Source organism: Psychroserpens sp. S379A (assembly GCF_049800755.1).
Lineage (GTDB): Bacteria > Bacteroidota > Bacteroidia > Flavobacteriales > Flavobacteriaceae > Psychroserpens.
Map to the genome: position 1 here is coordinate 56,799 of NZ_JBNAFQ010000003.1, position 21,124 is coordinate 77,922.

At 32.8% G+C, this 21,124-nt stretch carries 20 protein-coding genes; 2 read left to right on the forward strand and 18 right to left on the reverse strand.

Features of this window, described 5'->3' with window-relative positions; all coding sequences use genetic code 11:
• Nucleotides 1–35: 35 nt before the first annotated feature.
• The 11 genes from ACP15M_RS09365 to ACP15M_RS09415 form a co-directional block, all read right to left on the reverse strand.
• A complete protein-coding gene (locus ACP15M_RS09365; protein WP_425076948.1) occupies nucleotides 36–488 on the reverse strand; it encodes a DoxX family protein in 453 nt (150 codons plus the stop codon).
• A gap of 63 nt (nucleotides 489–551) precedes the next feature.
• A complete protein-coding gene (locus ACP15M_RS09370) occupies nucleotides 552–1,118 on the reverse strand; it encodes a Crp/Fnr family transcriptional regulator (RefSeq protein WP_425076949.1) in 567 nt (188 codons plus the stop codon).
• Nucleotides 1,119–1,278: 160 nt separating this feature from the next.
• Complete coding sequence (locus ACP15M_RS09375) at nucleotides 1,279–1,908, reverse strand: NAD(P)H-dependent oxidoreductase (protein WP_425076950.1); 630 nt, start codon at nucleotides 1,906–1,908, stop codon at nucleotides 1,279–1,281.
• 6 nt (nucleotides 1,909–1,914) lie between these two features.
• Nucleotides 1,915–2,637 carry a GNAT family N-acetyltransferase gene (locus ACP15M_RS09380; protein ID WP_425076951.1) on the reverse strand — a complete coding sequence of 241 codons (723 nt, stop codon included), beginning with the start codon at nucleotides 2,635–2,637 and terminating at the stop codon, nucleotides 1,915–1,917.
• Entirely contained in the window at nucleotides 2,634–3,083 is a 450-nt protein-coding gene (locus ACP15M_RS09385; RefSeq protein WP_425076952.1) for a DMT family transporter, read from the reverse strand. The genes ACP15M_RS09380 and ACP15M_RS09385 overlap by 4 nt, the downstream gene beginning before the upstream one ends.
• A gap of 54 nt (nucleotides 3,084–3,137) precedes the next feature.
• The gene (locus ACP15M_RS09390) at nucleotides 3,138–3,728 is read right to left on the reverse strand and encodes a Crp/Fnr family transcriptional regulator (protein WP_425076953.1); all 591 of its coding nucleotides are present in this window, start codon (nucleotides 3,726–3,728) and stop codon (nucleotides 3,138–3,140) included.
• A gap of 173 nt (nucleotides 3,729–3,901) precedes the next feature.
• A complete protein-coding gene (locus ACP15M_RS09395) occupies nucleotides 3,902–4,246 on the reverse strand; it encodes a phosphotyrosine protein phosphatase (RefSeq protein WP_425076954.1) in 345 nt (114 codons plus the stop codon).
• Between the two features lie 141 nt (nucleotides 4,247–4,387).
• The gene (locus ACP15M_RS09400; protein WP_299103562.1) at nucleotides 4,388–4,684 is read right to left on the reverse strand and encodes an STAS-like domain-containing protein; all 297 of its coding nucleotides are present in this window, start codon (nucleotides 4,682–4,684) and stop codon (nucleotides 4,388–4,390) included.
• Nucleotides 4,684–5,625, reverse strand: a complete 942-nt coding sequence (locus ACP15M_RS09405; protein WP_425076955.1) for a hypothetical protein — start codon at nucleotides 5,623–5,625, stop codon at nucleotides 4,684–4,686. Before ACP15M_RS09405 ends, ACP15M_RS09400 begins: the two co-directional genes overlap by 1 nt.
• Nucleotides 5,622–6,083 (reverse strand): hypothetical protein, encoded by a 462-nt coding sequence (locus ACP15M_RS09410; RefSeq protein ID WP_425076956.1) that lies wholly within the window; start codon nucleotides 6,081–6,083, stop codon nucleotides 5,622–5,624. Before ACP15M_RS09410 ends, ACP15M_RS09405 begins: the two co-directional genes overlap by 4 nt.
• A gap of 847 nt (nucleotides 6,084–6,930) precedes the next feature.
• Nucleotides 6,931–10,377 (reverse strand): methylmalonyl-CoA mutase family protein, encoded by a 3,447-nt coding sequence (locus tag ACP15M_RS09415; protein ID WP_425076957.1) that lies wholly within the window; start codon nucleotides 10,375–10,377, stop codon nucleotides 6,931–6,933.
• Between the two features lie 199 nt (nucleotides 10,378–10,576).
• Here ACP15M_RS09415 and ACP15M_RS09420 point away from each other — a divergent pair, with 199 nt between their 5' ends.
• Entirely contained in the window at nucleotides 10,577–11,290 is a 714-nt protein-coding gene (locus ACP15M_RS09420) for a DUF4197 domain-containing protein (RefSeq protein ID WP_425076958.1), read from the forward strand.
• Nucleotides 11,291–11,473: 183 nt separating this feature from the next.
• On the opposite strand, the gene ACP15M_RS09425 is transcribed toward ACP15M_RS09420, so the two are convergent.
• Complete coding sequence (locus tag ACP15M_RS09425) at nucleotides 11,474–11,974, reverse strand: hypothetical protein (protein WP_425076959.1); 501 nt, start codon at nucleotides 11,972–11,974, stop codon at nucleotides 11,474–11,476.
• A gap of 245 nt (nucleotides 11,975–12,219) precedes the next feature.
• Here ACP15M_RS09425 and ACP15M_RS09430 point away from each other — a divergent pair, with 245 nt between their 5' ends.
• Nucleotides 12,220–12,420, forward strand: a complete 201-nt coding sequence (locus tag ACP15M_RS09430; RefSeq protein ID WP_425076960.1) for a Lacal_2735 family protein — start codon at nucleotides 12,220–12,222, stop codon at nucleotides 12,418–12,420.
• Here ACP15M_RS09430 and ACP15M_RS09435 read toward each other — a convergent pair.
• The 6 genes from ACP15M_RS09435 to ACP15M_RS09460 form a co-directional block, all read right to left on the reverse strand.
• Nucleotides 12,417–13,208 (reverse strand): ABC transporter substrate-binding protein, encoded by a 792-nt coding sequence (locus ACP15M_RS09435; protein ID WP_425076961.1) that lies wholly within the window; start codon nucleotides 13,206–13,208, stop codon nucleotides 12,417–12,419. The genes ACP15M_RS09430 and ACP15M_RS09435 overlap by 4 nt on opposite strands.
• Before the next feature lie 9 nt (nucleotides 13,209–13,217).
• Nucleotides 13,218–14,819 (reverse strand): bacillithiol biosynthesis cysteine-adding enzyme BshC, encoded by a 1,602-nt coding sequence (gene bshC / locus ACP15M_RS09440; protein ID WP_425076962.1) that lies wholly within the window; start codon nucleotides 14,817–14,819, stop codon nucleotides 13,218–13,220.
• A 74-nt stretch (nucleotides 14,820–14,893) separates the two neighbouring features.
• The gene (gene guaB, locus ACP15M_RS09445) at nucleotides 14,894–16,366 is read right to left on the reverse strand and encodes an IMP dehydrogenase (protein ID WP_425076963.1); all 1,473 of its coding nucleotides are present in this window, start codon (nucleotides 16,364–16,366) and stop codon (nucleotides 14,894–14,896) included.
• Between the two features lie 189 nt (nucleotides 16,367–16,555).
• The gene (locus ACP15M_RS09450) at nucleotides 16,556–17,263 is read right to left on the reverse strand and encodes an Insecticidal toxin complex protein (protein WP_425076964.1); all 708 of its coding nucleotides are present in this window, start codon (nucleotides 17,261–17,263) and stop codon (nucleotides 16,556–16,558) included.
• A 46-nt stretch (nucleotides 17,264–17,309) separates the two neighbouring features.
• Nucleotides 17,310–19,769 (reverse strand): TonB-dependent receptor domain-containing protein, encoded by a 2,460-nt coding sequence (locus tag ACP15M_RS09455; protein ID WP_425076965.1) that lies wholly within the window; start codon nucleotides 19,767–19,769, stop codon nucleotides 17,310–17,312.
• A complete protein-coding gene (locus tag ACP15M_RS09460; RefSeq protein ID WP_425076966.1) occupies nucleotides 19,750–21,114 on the reverse strand; it encodes an HTTM domain-containing protein in 1,365 nt (454 codons plus the stop codon). The genes ACP15M_RS09455 and ACP15M_RS09460 overlap by 20 nt, the downstream gene beginning before the upstream one ends.
• Between the last annotated feature and the right edge of the window lie 10 nt (nucleotides 21,115–21,124).

Genomic DNA, 21,124 nt, shown 5'->3' on the forward strand with positions numbered 1-21,124 from the left:
AAAGCCGCTTGTTTCAATTATAACCCGTATTGTGATTATAATCTAATAGAACTAACATAAGTCCAAACTATAAAAACAATTTGTAACGGGATTCTAAACCACAAATACAAAAGGCCATTACCATTAAATGTCCCTTTTTGATAGTTCACATGATGCATTGAGGCATAAATATTAGCAGGTAACATGAGTAAAAGAAAAATAATTAATGCCCAGCCTGAAAGGGATTTAAATCTTGGTATTAATAGTCCTATTGCTACTAAAATTTCAAACACTCCTGTTACGTAAACCAAACCCTCTTTAAATGGAATACATTTAGGAATCATCATCGACATTCCTTTTGTAAACGCAAAATGCCCTATTGCTGTAAATAGAAGCATTGTAGCCATTGCGACTCTTGCTGCTAAGGTAAAATTATAGGTTGCTGTAATAGCTTTTATTAACAAAACTGAGATTATAAAACTTACTAATAGTACAATGAGTGGTTTCATGTTTTTTTTAATTACTAAAAAGCAAAGGTCTAAAAACACCAAAGTAAAACCAATGAACCTAAGTTAAGTAATTCGTCTTCGTATTCTGCTTAATGCCTGTGGCGTTACACCAATGTATGATGCAATATATTTTAAAGGGATGTGTTGTAATAATTTGGGACGTTCTAAAAATAAATCCAAATACCGTTCCTCTGCAGACTGACTTAATAAGGATAGTTCTCGTTTAGATTTTATAAGAAACATAGCCTCTGCCATCTTTCGTCCAATAACATTACCTGTGTTGGTCTGTGCATAAACTTCCTCTAAGTCTGCATATGAAATTCGCCATAAAGTTGTATCGGTTAAGGTTTCTATTTCATATTTTGAAGGACCTTGTGTTAAAAAGGAATCATAACCTGTAACAAACTCATTTTCAAACAAAAACCCAAACGTTAAATCTGTTTCTTCTCCTGGAACATAAAATCTAACAATGCCTTTTACTATAAATGACAAATAGGTTTCAACCGTTCCTAATTCTAATAATACAGAATGCTTTTTAAAAGTTACCTTTTGTAATTTTGATGAGAATAATTGCCAATCTGAATCGGTTATTGGAGTTATTTGTTCAATAAAAGTTCTAACTTCATTCATTTCAAAAGACGCTTTATGCACTACTAAAAACACCTGTTTTAAGTAATTACTAATCGTATACCTTTACTTTCAAAGATACAACATACTCTATCTAAATAAAAAACAGTTTGAGATCATACTCAAACTGCTTCTATCTATGCATGACTTCAAATACCGTAGTCTATAAGTCTTCAAAAAGATCCTCTAAAGGCTTTCTTACTTTCTTCCAATATTGAGTCGCATCCTCGGCACTTCTATAACCTATTGCAGCAATTACAGAGGCATTTAAGCCTTTGTCTTTTAAACCTAAAATTTCATTGTATTGTGCGGCTTCAAAGCCTTCCATCGGACAAGCATCTATTTGTAGAGAAGCACAAACCGACAGCAAATTGGCTAGAGCAATATAGGTTTGGTTTTTAGTCCAGTTAAATAGGTCTGCTTTAGGCTGTTCTAAAATTTTCATTTTCATAAAATCGCCATAACCTTTTAAAGACTCTAGATCTAATCCTCTAACTCTTGCTGTTAGATCAATATAATCATCTATAACTTGTGGTTCAACTTGCGTATAATTACAAAACACAATCAAATGCGAAGCGTCTGTAATCTGACTCTGCTGCCATGATACGGGTTTGAGCTGTTCTCGTATTGAGGCATTCTCAATTATAAGCACTTTGTAGGTTTGCAATCCGTAAGAAGAAACAGAGAGTTGTATTGCCCTTTTAATAAGATTAATATGTGCCTTAGACACTTTTTTAGAAGCATCAAACGTTTTAGTGGCATAACGCCATTCTTGGTCTTTAATATAGTTCATAAGTTATTATTGTTTTAGAATATAGTTTTCCATCATAAAGTCTAAAGAAAATCCCATTTTAGCATACATCTGTCTCGCCATTTCTGAAGCTTGTAATGTGGCCAAGTCGTAATTTTTATCTATTGCCATATTTAAAACATGGTGCATGATTTCTTTGGCATACCCTTTTTTTCGTTGTGAAGGTATAATTCCAAGGCTATGAATTCCAATGGTATTATTACTTCCAAACAAAATAATGGTACCTACCAGCGTATCTTCTTGTTTTACCAAATAATAGGCTATGGCATCGCATGTTTTTACAATGGTTTGAGAAGAGATATTATATTGAAACGCCTCTTTAAAAGCCCTACTCCAAAGCTTGGCCTTTACCAAACTATCAACTCTATCTAAGGTAAGTGTTCTTTCAATTATAAATTTTGAATTAAGCGGTAAACTCATACCATATTGTAATGATTTGAGTTGCAACTCACTACCTTCTAACAAACTGGTTTCACTTTTGTTTTCATTAAAATGTGAAAACGTAATCTGGTTATTAGCTTTCATTTCAGATATGACGCTCGTCATGAGCTCTGGAGTGAGTTTCTTGTTAACCCAAATTCTATTGGGCCACTCAGAGTTTTCTACTAAAGAAACAAAATATCCTTTGCCTTCTTTAAAGCCATCAAATGCTGTTCCTGCTAAGGTCCATAACAATCCTAAGTTATGCGTATTTAATGTGTTGTGTTTCATTTTAAATTTATTAATATAATGCCTACAATCATTGCAAAAGCTCCTATTAGGCGTTTAGATGTTAAAGGTTCTACCGGAAGGTTCAACCAACCAAATGTTCCTGCTATTAACGAGAAAATAAGTTGTCCGCATAACCCAAAAGCAATCATTTTAGAAATTCCCATTTTGGGTATGGTATAAAAGTATAGCGAAATACCAATCATACTAAACAAACCACCAATAAACCATAAATACCAAGGCACATGAACTATACGTTCAAATTGAAAAGTATCTTTACCTATAATTAAAAAAACAACAATCCCAAAAACCGAGCTGGCAATTGATGTTGCTATTACTGCCAAAATAGGCTGCTTTAATATAGTGCCAAGTTGGGTGTTAAATCCAGCTTGTATAGCCAAAAACACACCTCCTGCACAGGCAAGACAATAAAGAAGTATTGATTTCATAATGCAAAGGTGAGCAAGAAGAAAGTAGGATGCCTTTACATATGTTGATTTAAATTATCTTTTTTTTATTTTTTTTCTAATTCTGCTTAATTGAGTAGGTGTTATTCCTAAATGCGAAGCAATATAATGCAATGGTATTCTGGTCTCGATATTAGGATGAGCACTTATAAAATCAAGGTAACGCTCATAGGCAGTTTTTAAAACAATATCTATTTCTCGTCTTTCTTTATCTATAACCCAGTTTTTTTCAAGATATGCTATATAAAAGTCATTAAGATCTAAATGCTTAGCCATAAGTTTACGGTACATATTGTAATTAAAGCTTATTAATGTGCTATCTTCAATCACTTCTAGAGCAAATTCTGAAGCTTGTTCCTTTAAGGCAGAAACTGTAGAACCCACAAAATCATCTTCTAAAAAAATATTCTTATGGTATAAATCACCTCGGCTATTGATAAAATAAGATACAATAGCGCCTTTATACAACATATGTTTCTCTCTAGAAACCTTGCCTATATCTAACAACAAGTCGCCTTTTTTTAAATGCTGTACTCTAGAAATGGATAAAACAGAAGCTACAGATACTTCACTTACAGTACAGTAGCTGTTAAAAACTCTTTTTACAAATGCCTCGTATGTTGCCATATTATTCACTTGAGTAAAGATAATAATCTTCTAACAATAACTCTTTCGAAGAAATAAACAAGTAGCCGCAAGCCTTACATTATTTTAAGTCACGTAACCCACTACATATAAAACCTTTACAGCTCTTTTAAGTACACACAGACTGAACAATTAATTATATACGTTGTTAGCTTTTAGTTGTGATAGAAAAGAGGTTCAGCTTTCTGTTCGAGTAATTCAATCAATTCTTTTTGATAATATTTGAATCTATCAGGAATAGCTAAAACTTTAATTTTATTTCCGAATTCTGATCCACCATTTTCCACAATTAATTTTCTGTGCCTTTGCTCCATAACAATGACTAAATCCGCCCAGTTCATTAAATCCATTGTTAGAGGTTTAGTTCCCTCTTTATTACAAATCTTATGGTTCGTTCCAGCAGAATCGAATTCAAATATTTTGAATTTTTCAGAAAAGTAATCCGATGCTGTTTTTGATCTTTGCTTATTCGCAGAACAGACAAAAAGTATATTTTTCATAATTCAGAACAATTAAAGCTAACGGATTTGTATATGATTCGTTGCGTGGTTTAGCACGTAATTTAGCAAATAAAAACCGAATAGAAAATCCGCGAGGATTTTCGTAAGTAAGCTTTCACTAGCAATGGATTATATACGTTGTTAGCCACTGACACTTTCTTGAATTGCACTTTGAATTCCGATTTTAATAATTGATTTTAAATCGTCCGAGGCATTTACAATTTCTATATTTTCAAAAAACTTTTCAGCACCTAATGTAACGTATAATTTTCCGAAAATCTGTTTAGCGCAGAATGTTGCCATTGACCTTATATTTCCCAAATCTACAGAAACTTTCGGGTTAGTTTTTAAACTTTCTGTTATTAAACCAAGGATTTTACTTCCTGATTCTTTAGTACTTATAATTGGACCGAAATCGTCTAAACTTATATTTTTCATTATTTCCAATTTATTTTAATATCGTTAAATTTTTTATTGTCGTGATTTTCAATATCACTAAGAGTTATCGGTTCTTTTAAAGGTAGTGATAAATAAATAATAGTACCTTTCCAATACCCACATTTTTTTGCAAATTCTTTGCCAAAGTCGTTTTTGTAAAATGCTCCTTCGGAATAAATATGGAATCGACCTCTTGTTTTTGTTGCTATTTGGTTTAAAATCCAAAGACCGTAACCCATATGATTTGTCATTTTTTTTGAGGTAACAAATTTTTCTACAGATTTCTTTAATGTTCCTGGTCTATCGATAGAGCTGTTTTCAAAGACTCTATTTAATGTTGTAATAATTCCATTACCAGTATCTGCACAAGCAATTTCTATATGATTTTCGTTTCCTTCAGCGACAAGAATGGAATTTGTATCATCGACTGCGTGCTCCCAAAAATTTAGTAATATCTCTGATAAGCATAAGAAAATCATAGATACTACTTTATCATTTTTTTTATAATATTCTTCAATTTTGGGTAAAAACTCAGATTTTAAAAATTTATCTGAATAATCTTTTGAGCGTAGTAAAGCTTGTGGTGCTATAATAAATCTATCATCTACAAAAACCTTTAGGTTTTTGTAGTTTCTTTCAGTCAAATCTTTATTAGAAACAAAAGAGTGAATCAATTTTGTGAAACCATATCTTTCCCATTCTTTTTCGATATAGTCGTTAACAAATAGATTAGGCTTTTTAAAACAATTGTGTTTATAAGTGTATTCTATAAACTTATAGTTAAGTAAAATACCTAACAAAGATGTTTTTTTTACTTTTTGTAAATTTATGACAACATTAGGTACAAGTTTTTCCTCCATACTGAAAGCTCGTTCCAGTGAATTTAATAACTCATAAATTGAATTTGGTTTAAGTATTTTAGGGAACTCGAATAGAATCATTTACCAAAGTTTGATGAAAGTTTGTCAAATAATTTTAATTCTTTACGGTAGTCTTTTTTCCTATAATCCGTCAATGTCGTTTTGAAATAGTCTGTTATGTCATACATCAACTTCTGATTTTTTTTATGTATATAGAGTTTGTTTTTACTGATTGATTTTTCTACATTCTGTATTAATTGTAATAGTTCATCAGCTTCTGTTTTCCCATCTAAAAAAGTCATTTTGTCTAACTTTCTGTATATGCTTTCAAATATTGAAATTCTTTTTTGTTCTTTTATTTTAAATGAAATTATACTTTTGTCCTTAGACTTTAGTTTATGCTGGGAAATTATATTGATTATTGTCGTTATTAAATTAATCGATATAAATATTAAAAGTGCAATCAATAGTTGATTATTCCTTTCAATATCATCCGCATAGGTTTTGAGTAAATCTTTTAATATTCCAATGTTGTTCATTTATTAACAGGTGTTTCTCGTGTTTGTGGCTAACTCGTTTTATACGATATAAATATACTCATATCTAATATATTATTTTATATCAACTCATTTTTTACTTTTCTAGAAAGGTGCTTATACCTATATACTTAGGTTGTGCTTAGTATTTTAAAGGTTTTATAAGTGTGCTTAAAGATGGCTTCGAGATTCCTCCTACAACATCATATTTTTAAAATATATACCAAAGCGTTTCTCGAACAAGTCTCGAACAACACTCGAAGAAAACCCACCAAAAAACGCTTTTTGGGCCTAAAATTGTGTCAATTTGTGTCAATTTGTGTCAGGATGTGTCAATTTGTATCAGGATGCGTCAATTTGTGTCAATTTGTGTCAATTTGTATCAATTTGTATCAATCTGTGTCAATTTGTGTCAATCTGTGTCAAAATTTTGACGTTTTTAGATGATATCATCATTTTTTATTGAAAGTCATCTAAAGTCTTATTCGTCTTTAAAAATGGGTTATAAAAGGCTTAAATGTAGGTAACAAAAATCCCGAGTATATGCTCGGGATTTTTGCTGTTTATTATTTTGATACTATGTATATCATAAAGAATTTCTAAAACGAGTTTAAGATGCTTCGACTCCGCTCAGCATAAGCGATTCACACAACTTTTGTAAACAAAAGTTGGTTCGCAGTGCTTTGTTCTTTTTAGTGAGATGCTTCGACTGCGCTCAGCATAAGCGATTCACACAACTTTTGTAAACAAAAGTTGGTTCGCAATGTTTTGTACTTTTTAGTGAGATGCTTCGACTTCGCTCAGCATAAGCGATTCACACAACTTTTGTAAACAAAAGTTGGTTCTCTGCTTACATGTTTCTACGATATTGTCCGCCAACCTCAAATAAAGCTGATGTAATTTCACCTAATGAACATACTTTACAAACGTCCATTAAGGCTTCAAAGATATTCTCATTGTTAATGGCTTTGTGTTGTAAGTCTTTTAGCAATTGCTTAGTATCATTTGCTTTATGAAGGTTCTCTAAAGTTTTGATTTGAAATTGTTTTTCTTCTTCTGTAGCTCTAATCACTTCCGCAGGTAAAACCGTTGGAGAGCCTTTAGAACTTAAAAAGGTGTTTACTCCAATAATTGGAAACTCGCCATTATGCTTTAAGGTTTCATAGTATAAACTCTCTTCTTGTATCTTGCTTCGTTGGTACATGGTTTCCATAGCACCAAGCACACCACCACGTTCTGTGATGCGATCAAATTCCATAAGCACTGCTTCTTCTACCAAATCGGTAAGCTCTTCAATAATAAAAGAGCCTTGTATTGGGTTTTCATTTTTATTTAATCCTAACTCCTTATTAATAATCAACTGAATTGCCATCGCACGACGTACCGATTCTTCTGTTGGTGTTGTAATGGCTTCGTCATAAGCATTGGTATGTAATGAATTACAGTTATCGTAAATAGCATATAAAGCTTGAAGGGTTGTACGAATATCATTAAAGTCAATTTCTTGTGCATGCAAACTCCTACCAGATGTTTGAATATGATATTTTAGCATCTGTGCTCTTGCATTGGCGCCATACTTATGCTTTAATGCTTTGGCCCAAATTTTACGAGCTACACGACCAATAACCGCATATTCTGGGTCGATACCGTTTGAGAAAAAGAAGGATAAGTTTGGCCCGAATTTATTGATGTCCATCCCTCTAGAAAGGTAATACTCAACATAGGTAAATCCGTTAGAGAGTGTAAACGCTAATTGCGAAATAGGATTCGCTCCTGCTTCGGCAATATGATATCCAGAAATAGATACTGAATAAAAGTTACGTACATTATTTTCAATAAAATACTCCTGAACATCTCCCATTAAACGCAATGCAAATTCTGTTGAAAAAATGCAGGTGTTTTGCGCTTGGTCTTCCTTCAAGATATCAGCTTGAACCGTTCCACGAACTTGAGCAATGGTTTTAATTTTAATATTTTGGTATACCTCTGCTGGTAATACTTGATCTCCTGTAACACCTAAAAGCATCAAACCTAAACCATCATTACCTTCTGGCAACTCTCCATTATACTTTGGACGCTCAATTCCTTTTTCTTTATATAGCTTGGCTATTTTAGCTTCTACCTCTTTTTCTAAACCATTCTCTTTAATGTAAATCTCACATTGTTGGTCTATGGCTGCATTCATAAAAAAGCCAAGTAACATAGGCGCAGGACCATTAATAGTCATACTTACAGAGGTCATTACATCTGCGAGATTAAAACCAGAGTATAATTTTTTAGCATCATCTAAACAGCAAATAGACACACCAGCATTTCCAATTTTTCCGTAGATATCTGGTCTATGATCTGGATCGTTTCCGTAAAGCGTTACACTATCAAAAGCCGTAGATAAACGTTTAGCAGGCATCCCTTGACTCACATAATGAAAACGTCTATTGGTACGTTCTGGTCCACCTTCTCCAGCAAACATACGCGCTGGATCTTCTCCTGTACGTTTAAATGGATATAATCCTGATGTATATGGAAACTCACCAGGTACATTTTCTTGTAAGGTCCATCTTAAAATATCTCCCCAAGCTTGGTACTTTGGCAACGCTACCTTTGGTATTTGCGTATGCGATAACGATTCTGTATGGGTTTCAATCTTAATTTCTTTATCTCTTACTTTAAAGGAATAGATTGGGTTTTTATACTTGTTAACCTTGTCATCCCAACCTGTAATGACTTCCCAATTATAAGGATCGAGGTTGAGTTTTACGCGGTCGAATTCTTTAACAAGCAAGCCTAAAAAATCCTTTGTATTGTCATCCTGAACTTGATTCAGGATCTCATCATCATTAAGTCCTAATTTTCCAAGGAAAGACATCTCGACTTCGCTCGATGTGACATTAGCCACAGAGCAAATCGTTTTATAAATTCCGTATAGCTTTTGAGCCACCTCAACTTGTGCATTAGCCGTTTTGTCGTATGCACGATTGTTTTCAGCAATTTCAGAAAGGTAACGTGTTCTCGCAGGCGGAATGACAAAAATCTTCTCACTCATTTCTTTAGAAATCTCGAAAGTAGATTTTAAGTCTGAATCTGCTTTTTCAACCAACTTATCCATAATCGCTTTGTAAAGCGTATTCATACCAGGATCGTTAAATTGAGACGCAATGGTTCCAAAAACAGGTAACTCGTCTTGAGGTGTATCCCAAAGATTATTGTTACGCATGTATTGTTTTTTTACATCACGTAAGGCATCTTTAGCACCTCGTTTATCAAACTTATTAATCGCTACTAAATCGGCAAAATCGAGCATGTCGATTTTTTCTAATTGTGTAGCTGCTCCAAACTCAGGCGTCATCACATAAAGTGACACATCGCTATGTTCTATAATTTCAGTATCAGATTGTCCGATACCAGAAGTTTCTAAAATAATTAAATCATACTCGGCAGCTTTTAGTACTTCTACAGCCTCATTTACATATTTAGACAAGGCTAGATTAGACTGACGTGTTGCTAGACTACGCATATACACTCTAGAAGAATTGATGGCATTCATACGAATACGATCTCCAAGAAGTGCGCCTCCTGTTTTACGTTTAGAAGGATCGACAGACACAATACCAATGGTTTTTTCTGGAAAATCGATTAAGAAGCGACGAACGAGTTCATCAACCAAACTCGATTTTCCTGCACCACCAGTTCCTGTAATTCCGAGAACAGGTGTCTTAGAGTTTTTGTTTTTAGTATGAATTTTATCTAAAGCTGCTTTAGCAACCTCTGGAAAGTTTTCAGCAGAAGAAATCACACGAGCAATGTCTTTAGGATTTTTCTTCGGAAGGCTATCAATCTCACCATTAAGCGCATCACCAATAGCAAAATCTGATTGTTGAACCAAATCATTAATCATGCCTTGCAATCCCATTTCTCTACCATCATCAGGTGAATAGATACGATCAATTCCGTAATCCATCAACTCTTTAATTTCTGAAGGTAAAATCACTCCACCTCCACCTCCGAAGATTTTTATATGACCAGCACCTTTTTCTTTTAACAGGTCGTGCATGTATTTAAAATACTCATTATGACCACCTTGATAAGAAGTCATACAGATAGCATTTACATCTTCTTGAATGGCAGTATTTACAACCTCTTCGACACTTCTATCATGTCCTAAGTGAATCACCTCTACTCCTGTAGCTTGAATGATTCTACGCATGATATTTATAGAGGCATCATGACCATCAAACAATGATGCTGCGGTTACAATTCTTACTTTATACTTCGGATTATATGGTGCGATTTGTTTCATTCGTAAAATTATGTGTTTTAAAGGACACAAATTTACGGAATTTTCAAAAGAAGAGCTTTACGATTTAGAATAGTTTAATGTTTAATTCTATTGAATAAAATTCATAAATGTGACACTCTAAAAAAAATGGTGTCAAAAATCAAGATACCAATAAGTTCAAATCTATATATTTGTCGAACAATATAAAATATTTCAATTGATGATACGTAAGTTATTAGCTTTATTATTAGTGTTTTTCAACTTAACTGCTTGCGCAGAATTACAAAGTGTAGTTGACCAACTCCCTCAACAATCTGGTTCTATTTTAAGTAATGCTGATATGGCTGCAGGTTTGCGTCAAGCCTTAGATTTAGGCATTGACAAACAGGTTAGCAAACTCACGCAAAAGGATGGCTTTTTTAAAAATGAATTGGTTAAGATCTTATTACCAAAAGAGTTGCAAAAAGTCGATAAAGGTTTACGTGATATTGGATTGGATAACCTTGCAGATGAAGGCTTAAAAGTATTAAACAGAGCTGCTGAAGATGCCGTTAAGGAAGCAACTCCTATTTTTATAAACGCTGTAAAAGACATTACATTTGATGATGCAAAAAACATTTTACTTGGTAATGACAATGCTGCAACCCAGTACTTGACTAATAAAACACAAACTGCGCTTTACAATAAGTTTAAACCTGTAATTAATAGTAGTTTTAGTAAAGTTGGTGCTGATCAAATTTGGGCTAATCTAATCAATAAGTATAATGCCATTCCGTTTACCAATAATGTAAATCCAGATTTAACCGATTACGTCACTGGTGAAGCTTTAAAAGGTGTATATACCATGATTGCTGTTGAAGAAAAAGAAATACGAAACAAAGTCTCTTCTAGAACCACAGATTTACTTAGAAAAGTATTTGCGTTACAGGATTAGTGATTAGTGATTAGTGATTAGTGATTAGTGATTAGTGATTAGTGATTAGTGATTAGTGATTAGTGATTAGTGATTAGTGAAATTTAAATAATTTATTTAATCTAAAAAAGACTTACTACTTACTACTTACTACTTACTACTTACTACTTACTGCTTACTGCTTACTGCTTACTATCTACCAAACTACTTTTTTCTATACAATCCGTCAAAAGCAACTGTAATGTCTTTACCATTGGTTATAGTTTCCCAATATTGACGAACAGAGCCATCGTCGTTTAATGTCCAAGTCACACGATGATAAAACGGAACACCATCTTTGTTGTTCTCTTCATCAGTCTGTAAAATCATTTGATTTGCTATTCGGTGGCCTTTTAAGTGCAAACTTTGTCCTTGGTTATCTACCCAAATTTGTTCCCATTGCTTGGTTTTATAATTATAAAAATTATTGCTTGTTCCTGTAAAGTTTCCTTTAGCACTTGTCCAATGTTCTTGAAGCACACAATTATCTTGAACTTTTACAATAGTATTGGTTCCTGCTGCAGATCCATCTGGATTAGTGACTTGCCATTCGCCAATCCAAAAATCAAACTCTGCATGTTTTTCGGTACAACAATTACAAGGTTGGGTTTGCGCATAAAAATTTAACGTACATAATAGAACCATTGAGAGTAGTGTCGTTTTCATAATAAGCAGCATAAAGTTGATGTTTTAAAGCTAACAAATCATTCTTAATACAATGCTAATATTAACATAACATTAGTCCATTAATTATATTAGATATTTGCACCAGTTAGTTGTTAAGAATAAATCTTCTCACATTATTTGAATTAGGATAGTTAGTTAAAAAATCGGTCTAAATCTACAGACCGATTTTTTTTTGTTGAATTGCTTTTTTTTCTATATATTTAATAGCTCATTTGTAAAACTTAATGAAGAACTCTCAAAAATATATAGACAAACAACGCTTATTACTTTCGAGATATAAAACGCTTATTGAGCAAGCGTATAACTTTAGACAAACAGATTCTGCTTTAAGTGATATTTCAGAATATAAAGCCATTAAGTTGCTTCATAAAATGAATAAACATAAGTTTTTAATTAGAGATTTAAACTTACTTCAAGAACATTAAAGCGTACTGTGTAATACTTTAAAATAATCAAACGCTTTTAAAAGTCGAGAGCCATACCAAGAAAACGCTTCACCATCAACTATTTTTATTGTCGTATTAGGAAATTCTAAAGCTAAGGCTTCAACATCTTTAGGTTTAAAAGGATAAGGTTCGCTAGATAACAATATCACATCTGGTTGCTTTTCTTTTAATTCTGAAAGCTTAATTTCGGGATAACGTGTTAGGTTTTGAAATACATTTTCGAAATTGTTAAGCTGAAGCATGCTATGAATAAAATTATGATTTGCAGCCACCATCCAAGGATTTTTCCAAATAAAATAAGCCACTTTTAGCTTAGAGCGTCCTTCAATAGACGTTTTAAAACAATGGTGTTTGTCTTGAATAGCATTCACCATTTGCTTTGCTTCTAAAGTCTTATCAAATAACTTTCCGTAGCTATTAATAAGCTCTAAGCTATCATCAATTGTATAAATATCACTTAAATGCACTGGAGCGATTTGCTCTAATTCAGTTATCATTGCTTTGGTATTCTCTTCTTTATTACAAAGAATAACATCAGGTTTTAATGCTTTAATCTTATCAATATTAACTTGTTTAGTTCCTCCAACTATAGCTTTTTGTTGTCGCAAATGCTTTGGATGCACACAAAATTTAGTCACACCAATAAGGGAATCTTCTAAACCTAAATCAACAATTAATTCGGTTTGCGAAGGCACCAAACTCACAATTCGTTTGGGTGTTTGTTTAAACGTGATTGTTCTATTAAGTTGATCTTTAAAACTAAGCATAGCAAAAACTTACAAGGTAATGATAGAAAACTCTCCTTGTAGTGGCTCTAAATTATCTACCAATTTAGGAATGAAACCTGAACCATGTTCTAAATAAAACTCAGAAAAGTTTGTATAACGTTCTTGTAAACTCTTATTTGGGAATAATTCATTTTGAATAGCGACAACACGATTGATATGATCTGAAAGTTTTCTTTTTTGGGCCTTTAATAAGCGTTTCTCTAGATGTGCTAATCCGTTAATCTGTTTCTGTTCTTGTGCTGCAACAGCACCTTTAAATGAACCATCTGTCTTTTCGGCTAAATCATGTAAAGCTTTAAACTGTTGTCTTAAATATTCTTTCTGTTCTGAAAAATCTATTTCTATTTCTGAAATCTGTTTGGTGATTTTTGTTTTTAAATCATTTTGTTTTAAAAACAAATCGGAAATTTGAACATCAAGCTTACTTAGTTTTTCCTTTTGCTTTTCAGTGATAAGCAAAGCAGAGTTACGAAGCAATAACATTGGAAATGGCACATTCTGACTTTCAAAAAATGACTTTAACTGCAACCAATAAGCCAACTCACCTCCTCCTCCTATATAACAGAGATTTGGCAACACCACTTCTTGATACAGTGGTCGCATAATCACATTAGGTGAAAATCGTTCTGGCACCTCATCGAGGTGTTTTATTAGCTCACTCGAATTCCAACTTATATCTGTATTATTAACATAATACACCTCATCTTTTTCTATGATACGCTCTCGGATTCCTTCAGAAATATAAAACAAGTTGATTTCTCTAGGATTGACTTGAATTTTATAATTAGTTTCCAACGAGTTCAATTGATTATTAGCTTCAGAAACTTTTGAAAAAGAGGTTTTGCTGATGAGTTCATTTTTAATATAAGGAACAAATTGCCTTTTTAAAGTCTTGTCATTTCCATCAACAATAACGAGTCCATAATCTTTAAACAATTCGTTAACCAAATCATGCATCGCTTCGGTTAAATTAGAATGATTGAGGTAGGCTTTTTTAAAATAGTGTTTTAACTCTGAAGCGTTAGTCGTTCCATTTAATTGTGACCCAAACACTTTAAAAACTTGGTCTAAACCTTCTAGATCTAAATCACCAACAATACCTGAAGCATGACGATTCCATTGTAATTTTTTTCCTTTAAAATTGAAGAAATTGATTTCATCAAAATCATGATCTTCTGAAGCCATCCAATAGATTGGCACGAAATCGAAATCTGGATATTGAGCCTTTAGCGTTTTACATAAATTTATGGTAGAAATAATCTTGTAAAAAAAGTAAAGTGGTCCAGTGAATATATTCAATTGATGACCAGTAACAACAGTAAATGTGTTCGTGTTTTTTAGAAGATTAATATGCGTTTGTGTCGCTTTAGAAACAACAGAATTTTGATATTGTTTATTTAAGGCTTGAACTAAAACTGCTCTAGAATCACTATTGAAAGCACTTTGCTTTTCTTCGATTTGCGCTTTAAAATTTTCGAGCTTAGGAAAGCGATTATAGAATGATTTTAACGCTTCTTTTTCATCTAAATAATCACATATTAATGACGAAAAATAGTTAGTCTCTTTAAACGAAATACAATTGGTTGGCATAAATACAATTCTAATGAAGTGTAAATATACAGCTATTGTATTTTTAGAGTTACTAAAGTTTAGTTAATTCAATATTACCTTGAATAATTTGGAGCTTCTTTAGTAATGGTAACATCATGAGGATGACTTTCGTGAATACCAGAGCTTGTGATTTTTACAAAGCGTCCAGTATCTTTTAACGTTGCAATATCTTTTGCACCACAGTAACCCATTCCTGCACGTAAACCACCAACAAACTGATGAATACTTTCAAATAGCTCACCCTTATAAGGCACACGACCAACAATGCCTTCAGGAACTAGTTTTTTGATATCATCTTCAACATCTTGAAAATAACGATCTTTACTCCCTTGTTTCATAGCTTCAACAGAACCCATTCCTCGATACGACTTAAACTTTCGTCCTTCATAAATAATAGTTTCACCAGGACTTTCCTTAGTTCCAGCCAAAAGCGAACCTAACATCACACTATCTGCTCCAGCAGCAATCGCTTTAGGAATATCTCCAGTATAACGAATTCCACCATCAGCAATCACAGGAACACCAGAACCTTTAATAGCAGCAGCAACCTCTAACACTGCCGAAAACTGAGGAAAACCAACACCAGCAACTACACGAGTCGTACAAATAGAACCAGGACCAATTCCAACTTTAACAGCGTCTGCTCCAGCTTCAACCAAATATTTAGCAGCTTCACCAGTTGCAATGTTACCAACAATAACTTCTAACGAAGGAAATTGAGCTTTAATAGCTTTTAAAACCATAACCACACCTTTGGTATGACCATGAGCTGTATCTATAATCACTGCATCTACACCAGCTTTTACTAAAGCCGAAGCTCTTTCAACAGCATCACCTGTAACTCCAATAGCAGCTGCAACACGAAGTCTTCCGTATTGATCTTTATTGGCATTTGGTTTTTGAGTAACTTTAGTGATATCTCTAAAGGTAATAAGACCTTTTAGTTTATAATTGTCATCAACAATCAATAATTTTTCAATTTTATTTTGCTGAAGAATTTGCTCTGCATCTTTTAATGACGTTCCGACAGAAGCCGTCACTAAATTTTCGCTCGTCATGACCTCAACAATTGGTCTTTGGTTTTCATGTTCGAAACGCAAATCGCGATTGGTAACGATTCCTTTTAGTGTTCCGTTATCATCAACAATTGGGATGCCTCCAATACTATGTTCTGCCATGTTTTGTTTTGCATCAGAAACTTTCGCTGTCAACGGAAGCGTCACAGGATCGATAATCATACCACTTTCGGCACGTTTAACCTTACGTACTTTTTCAGCTTGCTGCTCAATGGTCATGTTTTTATGCAACACACCAATACCTCCTTCTTGAGCCATAGCAATAGCCATTTTACTCTCAGTAACGGTATCCATCGCAGCAGAAACCACAGGAATATTGATGGTAATGTTACGTGTGAATTTGGTTTGAATGTTAACCTCTCTAGGTAAAATTTCGGAAAAAGCTGGAACAAGAAGTACGTCGTCGTAAGTAAGACCTTCACCAACAATTTTGTTTTCGTGTGCTGTCATGATGCAATTACAGTTATAATTGCATGCAAATCTACGCATTTTATTTCACTTTAAATATCTATTTAACTAATTATAGTAGATTTTTGAATACCTTAAAAACAAATAAATATGAATGAAAAATATACAACATAAATAAGTAATAGCATTACATCAAATCCTAAATAAACTTTAAATTTAAAAAGCGAACAGCTATTCGTTTTTTGAATCTTTGCAATATCGCCTAAGGGATTCAAAAGCGTAAGCATAGCGATCTTGAGCATTAGCAATATCGCCTTTAAATCTAATCACTTTTGGAATTGCCAGACCATATAAAAACTTTCCTTTAGCCATTCGTTTTATTTGATTTAGACTGCGTTCATCCATCATTTTATAAATGCCTTCAATCCAAACATATTGCTCTTTATAGATGATTAATTCATCCCACTTTAAGGCAGCATCAGCTTTTAATATCTTATTAGAAGCATAGAGTGTTTTGAGTATTTCAAAAGCATTATTAAAAACCGTTTCTCCTCCCAAACTCGCATAATGCTTAACTTGTTTTCTAGCCAATAAACTCAAAGGAAATGTTTTAACTAATTTCAATTTACTTGAGACATAATAAGCCATAGAAGGCCAAACTACCTCATGACCTTTTGCTTTAATTTGCGCATCGAACCATTTATAAAAATCTCTGCGTTGCTTCATGTTTGCATACTCATTAGGCAAGTTGTGAGTGAGATTATACGCATTAGCGTTTTGCCAAGTTATACTATTCTGGCGTCTATCGGAAGCCAACCAATCGCTTGGAGATAATTCTTTTTGTTGCGTTGCTTTTTGATACGCACAAATAGAACGCCATTCACTAGCATGAATGGTTAGAGAAAAAAAGAATAATAAAAGCGTATAACTACCTTTCATTTTTATTAAAATCTCAATAAAAATACAAGAATTATACTAGATTCACTTAAAAAGTAATTTGTAGCGTTGTAAACCAATTTCTAGGTGCAGAAGGTATAATTCCTGGTCCAGGATAACCTGTTGCTCGACGTGTAAAATAGGTTTCGTCTAATACGTTGTTAATTCCTGTTTCAAGTTTAAACATTTTGTAAGTATATGATAAGGACAAATCTAAAATGCTATAAGCAGGAATTTTCCCTCTAGTTCCAGACTCATTTGGTTCAATGGCATTAGAAGCATCAGAAAACTGATCAGACAAATAAGAATATTGCACACTAGCTAAGACATTTTTATAACCAAATTTAAGTCCGCTTTTTAAGTTCACATTTGGTACAAACTCAACCTCATTTCCTTCAACACCAAACCTGCTAATGGTTGAGGTATATTCTGAAGCTATTAATGATAAATTATTAAAGATCGTGAACTTATAATTTGAGTTATCTATATTAAACGTTGACAAAACATTCCATTCTACAAGACTTTCAAAACCAAAAATCAAAGCATCACCAATGTTTGTTCGTAATCGATTTCCTTTATCTGGACCTTCACTTTCTAAAATAACACCTATTCTATCATTATAAAAGAGTCCGAATGCACTAATGTCATAGTTTACAAATTTTGACCACTTTCCTCTCACTCCAAGATCTAGGGTTTGACCTTTTTCATCAGAAATATTTTCGTCAACTAAAAACGAAGGATTGACAGTTCTGATATCGGAAAACGTAACTGAACGGTAATTTTGAGACACATTACCATATAACTCAAACGATGTATTAGGTTTATAACTAGCTCCAATACCAAATAAGATAAAATTTCTTTCATTTGTTCTATTATCAAACTCGGTTATACTTGCTATTGGGTTTCCAGCAGCATCTCTATTAATTCTAGTGTATTCTCCTTTAGATTGTGTCTTGATATATTCAAATCTAAAACCAGGAGTGATTGAAAACTTATCAGACAGTCTTAAAATATTTTCACCAAATACAGCAATGTTTTCATTTGGCAAGTCAAAATCTGAATTGATGTAATCACCTGTTTCTACAAAATTAAAATCTGGGTTAATACCTCTAGAACCAGCGCCTTGACTTTCTACGTTACTAGCATTGTAATATTTTGCACCTATCAAGAAAGTACTTTCTTGATTAAACAAATTATAGTTAGATAGCAACCTCGTTTCAAAACCAAAATTATTATACTCTCCAAGAATTAAATCTCTAAAATCGTATTGATTATTAAAAAATTCATCATCATCTAAAACTGGGTTTGGTTCAGGCAATCTAAAGTTTCCTCTATAACCAAGTGCATTTCGTTCAGCATTTAATCCGAAAACATTAAATGTAAAATTGGTTTTTTCAGAAAATTTATGTGACAGCTTAATGTTGTATAAAAGCCAGTTTATCTTAAACCAATTTCGCTTACGATTGCTTTGAAATATATCGTCTTCAAACTGTGCATCTGTTAATCCACCTGCTTGTTGCGCTAAATAATACAAGTGCGTAATATCTGCTGAAATCTTTGTACGCTCATTAAATTGGTAACCAACATGAGCATATACATTTTTAGATTCAAATTGCGAATTTGGTCTGAAACCATCTCCTTTTTTATAATTGAAATAAGTATAGTAGCTAAACTTTCCTATGGTTCCACTTAAACTAGAAAAATTAGTATACAAACCATAACTTCCTAAAGTGTTTCTGGTAATCAACTCAATAGGTTTGTTGGCATTAGGTGTTTTCATTTTAAAATTAATCAAACCACCAAATTGAGTTCCATATTGTAACGAAGCTGCGCCACGAATCACTTGAATCTCTTCTAATCCTTCACTAGCTGGTGTGTAATAACTTTCAGGATAACCTAAAACATCTGCACTAATATCATAACCGTTTTGTCTTGTATTGAAATTAGATGTACGATTTGGGTCTAGACCTCGACCACCAATATTTAGTTGCAAACCTGCATCATCGTTTTGAAAAATATTCAAACCAGCGACCTGACTATAAATTTGTCTGGCATTATTAGACGCTAAGTTTGCCATAGATTGCTCAACAAGAATTACTTCAGTTTTTTTACCAGCATAAATAGCAGTTTCTTCAACTTCTTTTAAACGCTTTAATTCAAAAACTTTTGTTTTTCTAGCGCTTATAACTATTTCTGAAAGTTCTTCCTTTAAAGGTGTCAGTACCACGTTAAAACTCACATCATCTTCTATAACAAGTTCTTGTTCAAAAATTCTAAATTCAGCAATATAAAACGCCAAAGACATTTTATTTTTTGAAGTCACAAACTCATAATACCCATTAGAATCAGAACTCGTTAATAGTCCTGAAACCTTATCGTAGACTTCAACATTTTCTACAATACTGTTGGTATCACTATGAGTAATGTAACCAGACACTTTATGCTGAGCCTGTAATGCAAATACAAGCAAAAAGCTTGCTATTAATAATTTATAATCCTTTAATGTCATCTTTAAATGGTAAAATCCAATGTTTGTGTTTAAACGATTCCTTTTCTTGATACAAATCAACACTTGAGTCAATATAAGGTTGACTTACTCTTCCGTTGAGTGCGACGTAACTTTCAGCAAATACCTGAATATTTTTATGACCTTGAGCTGTAAAATGGTCACCTAAATAATGTGCATACTCTAAAATAAAATCAGGTTGAAAGCTCATTTGTTTTTCTTGAAAAGACGTAAGAAAATCATCATTTTGCACATAAAATGACTGTCCAGATTTAGCATCAACAATTTTAAATGTCGTTAAACCTGCTTTTTCCATGAGCATAACTCGCCATGAAAATCGATAGCCTTCTTCTGTCCAAAACAATTCATTTGGATATAACAAATATCTAAATGGAATCAATACTTGAAGTAAAAAAAACAATCCAATTATCGGAAGTATAAATTGTTGTTTAGTTGCATTAAATTGATGCTCTCTTATTGATTTTGGTTCTATCTGAAAAGCTTTCAACATGCGTTTTATAATTGCAATAATTTTATGATGAAAATCTGCTTCAAAAAAGATGAGCGTCCCAACAATCATGATAAATGGAAACATTCCTATTGGAAACAAGACTCTTGTAAACACATGAAAAAATACTACTAAAGCAAATGCAAATAATCTAGTACGCTTGAATAATAACAAAAACGGAATCGTTACATCGTATAACATGCCTGACCAACTCATTGCAAAATGAAACCAATCCTGCTGCATAAGATTGTCTCCAATTATTGGTAAATCGTATTTTGATGGCAACCATATTTTTAAAGGCATTGCTTTAAACAACCAGTCGCTATTAATTTTTGCCAAACCAGCATAAACGTAAACGATTCCTAAAAGCAATTTTATGCTATCAATGGTCCATTTAGGAATCTTAGAAGTATAGTGTTTTTTTAAAATATTGTCAGCAGAAAAGTACGCATTAGCAGGTAAGAAAATCATCAAAAAGCTAAGAATACTTATAAAATAATAATGATTTAAATAGGTGGTTTTGTCGATTAATTCGATATAAGTGAAACTAAGAAAAAACGTTATGATTGCTATTCTGTATTTTAATCCTAAAGCCACAAACAAAGCCGAAAGACCACAGATTACAAACAACAAATAGTTATATTCTCCTAGAGATTTAACCCATTCAAAACCATAATATTTAAAATGGAAATTGGGTTGAATGTATAGTTTTTCAATCCAGCCATGATACCAAAATCTTAAGATTCCAAAACACATCATTAACCCAAAGCCAATACGAAATATAGCTAAAGGTGCAGCATCAGTGAGAGATTTGAAATATGTTTGATTGTTTGGTTTCATAAAAAAAAAG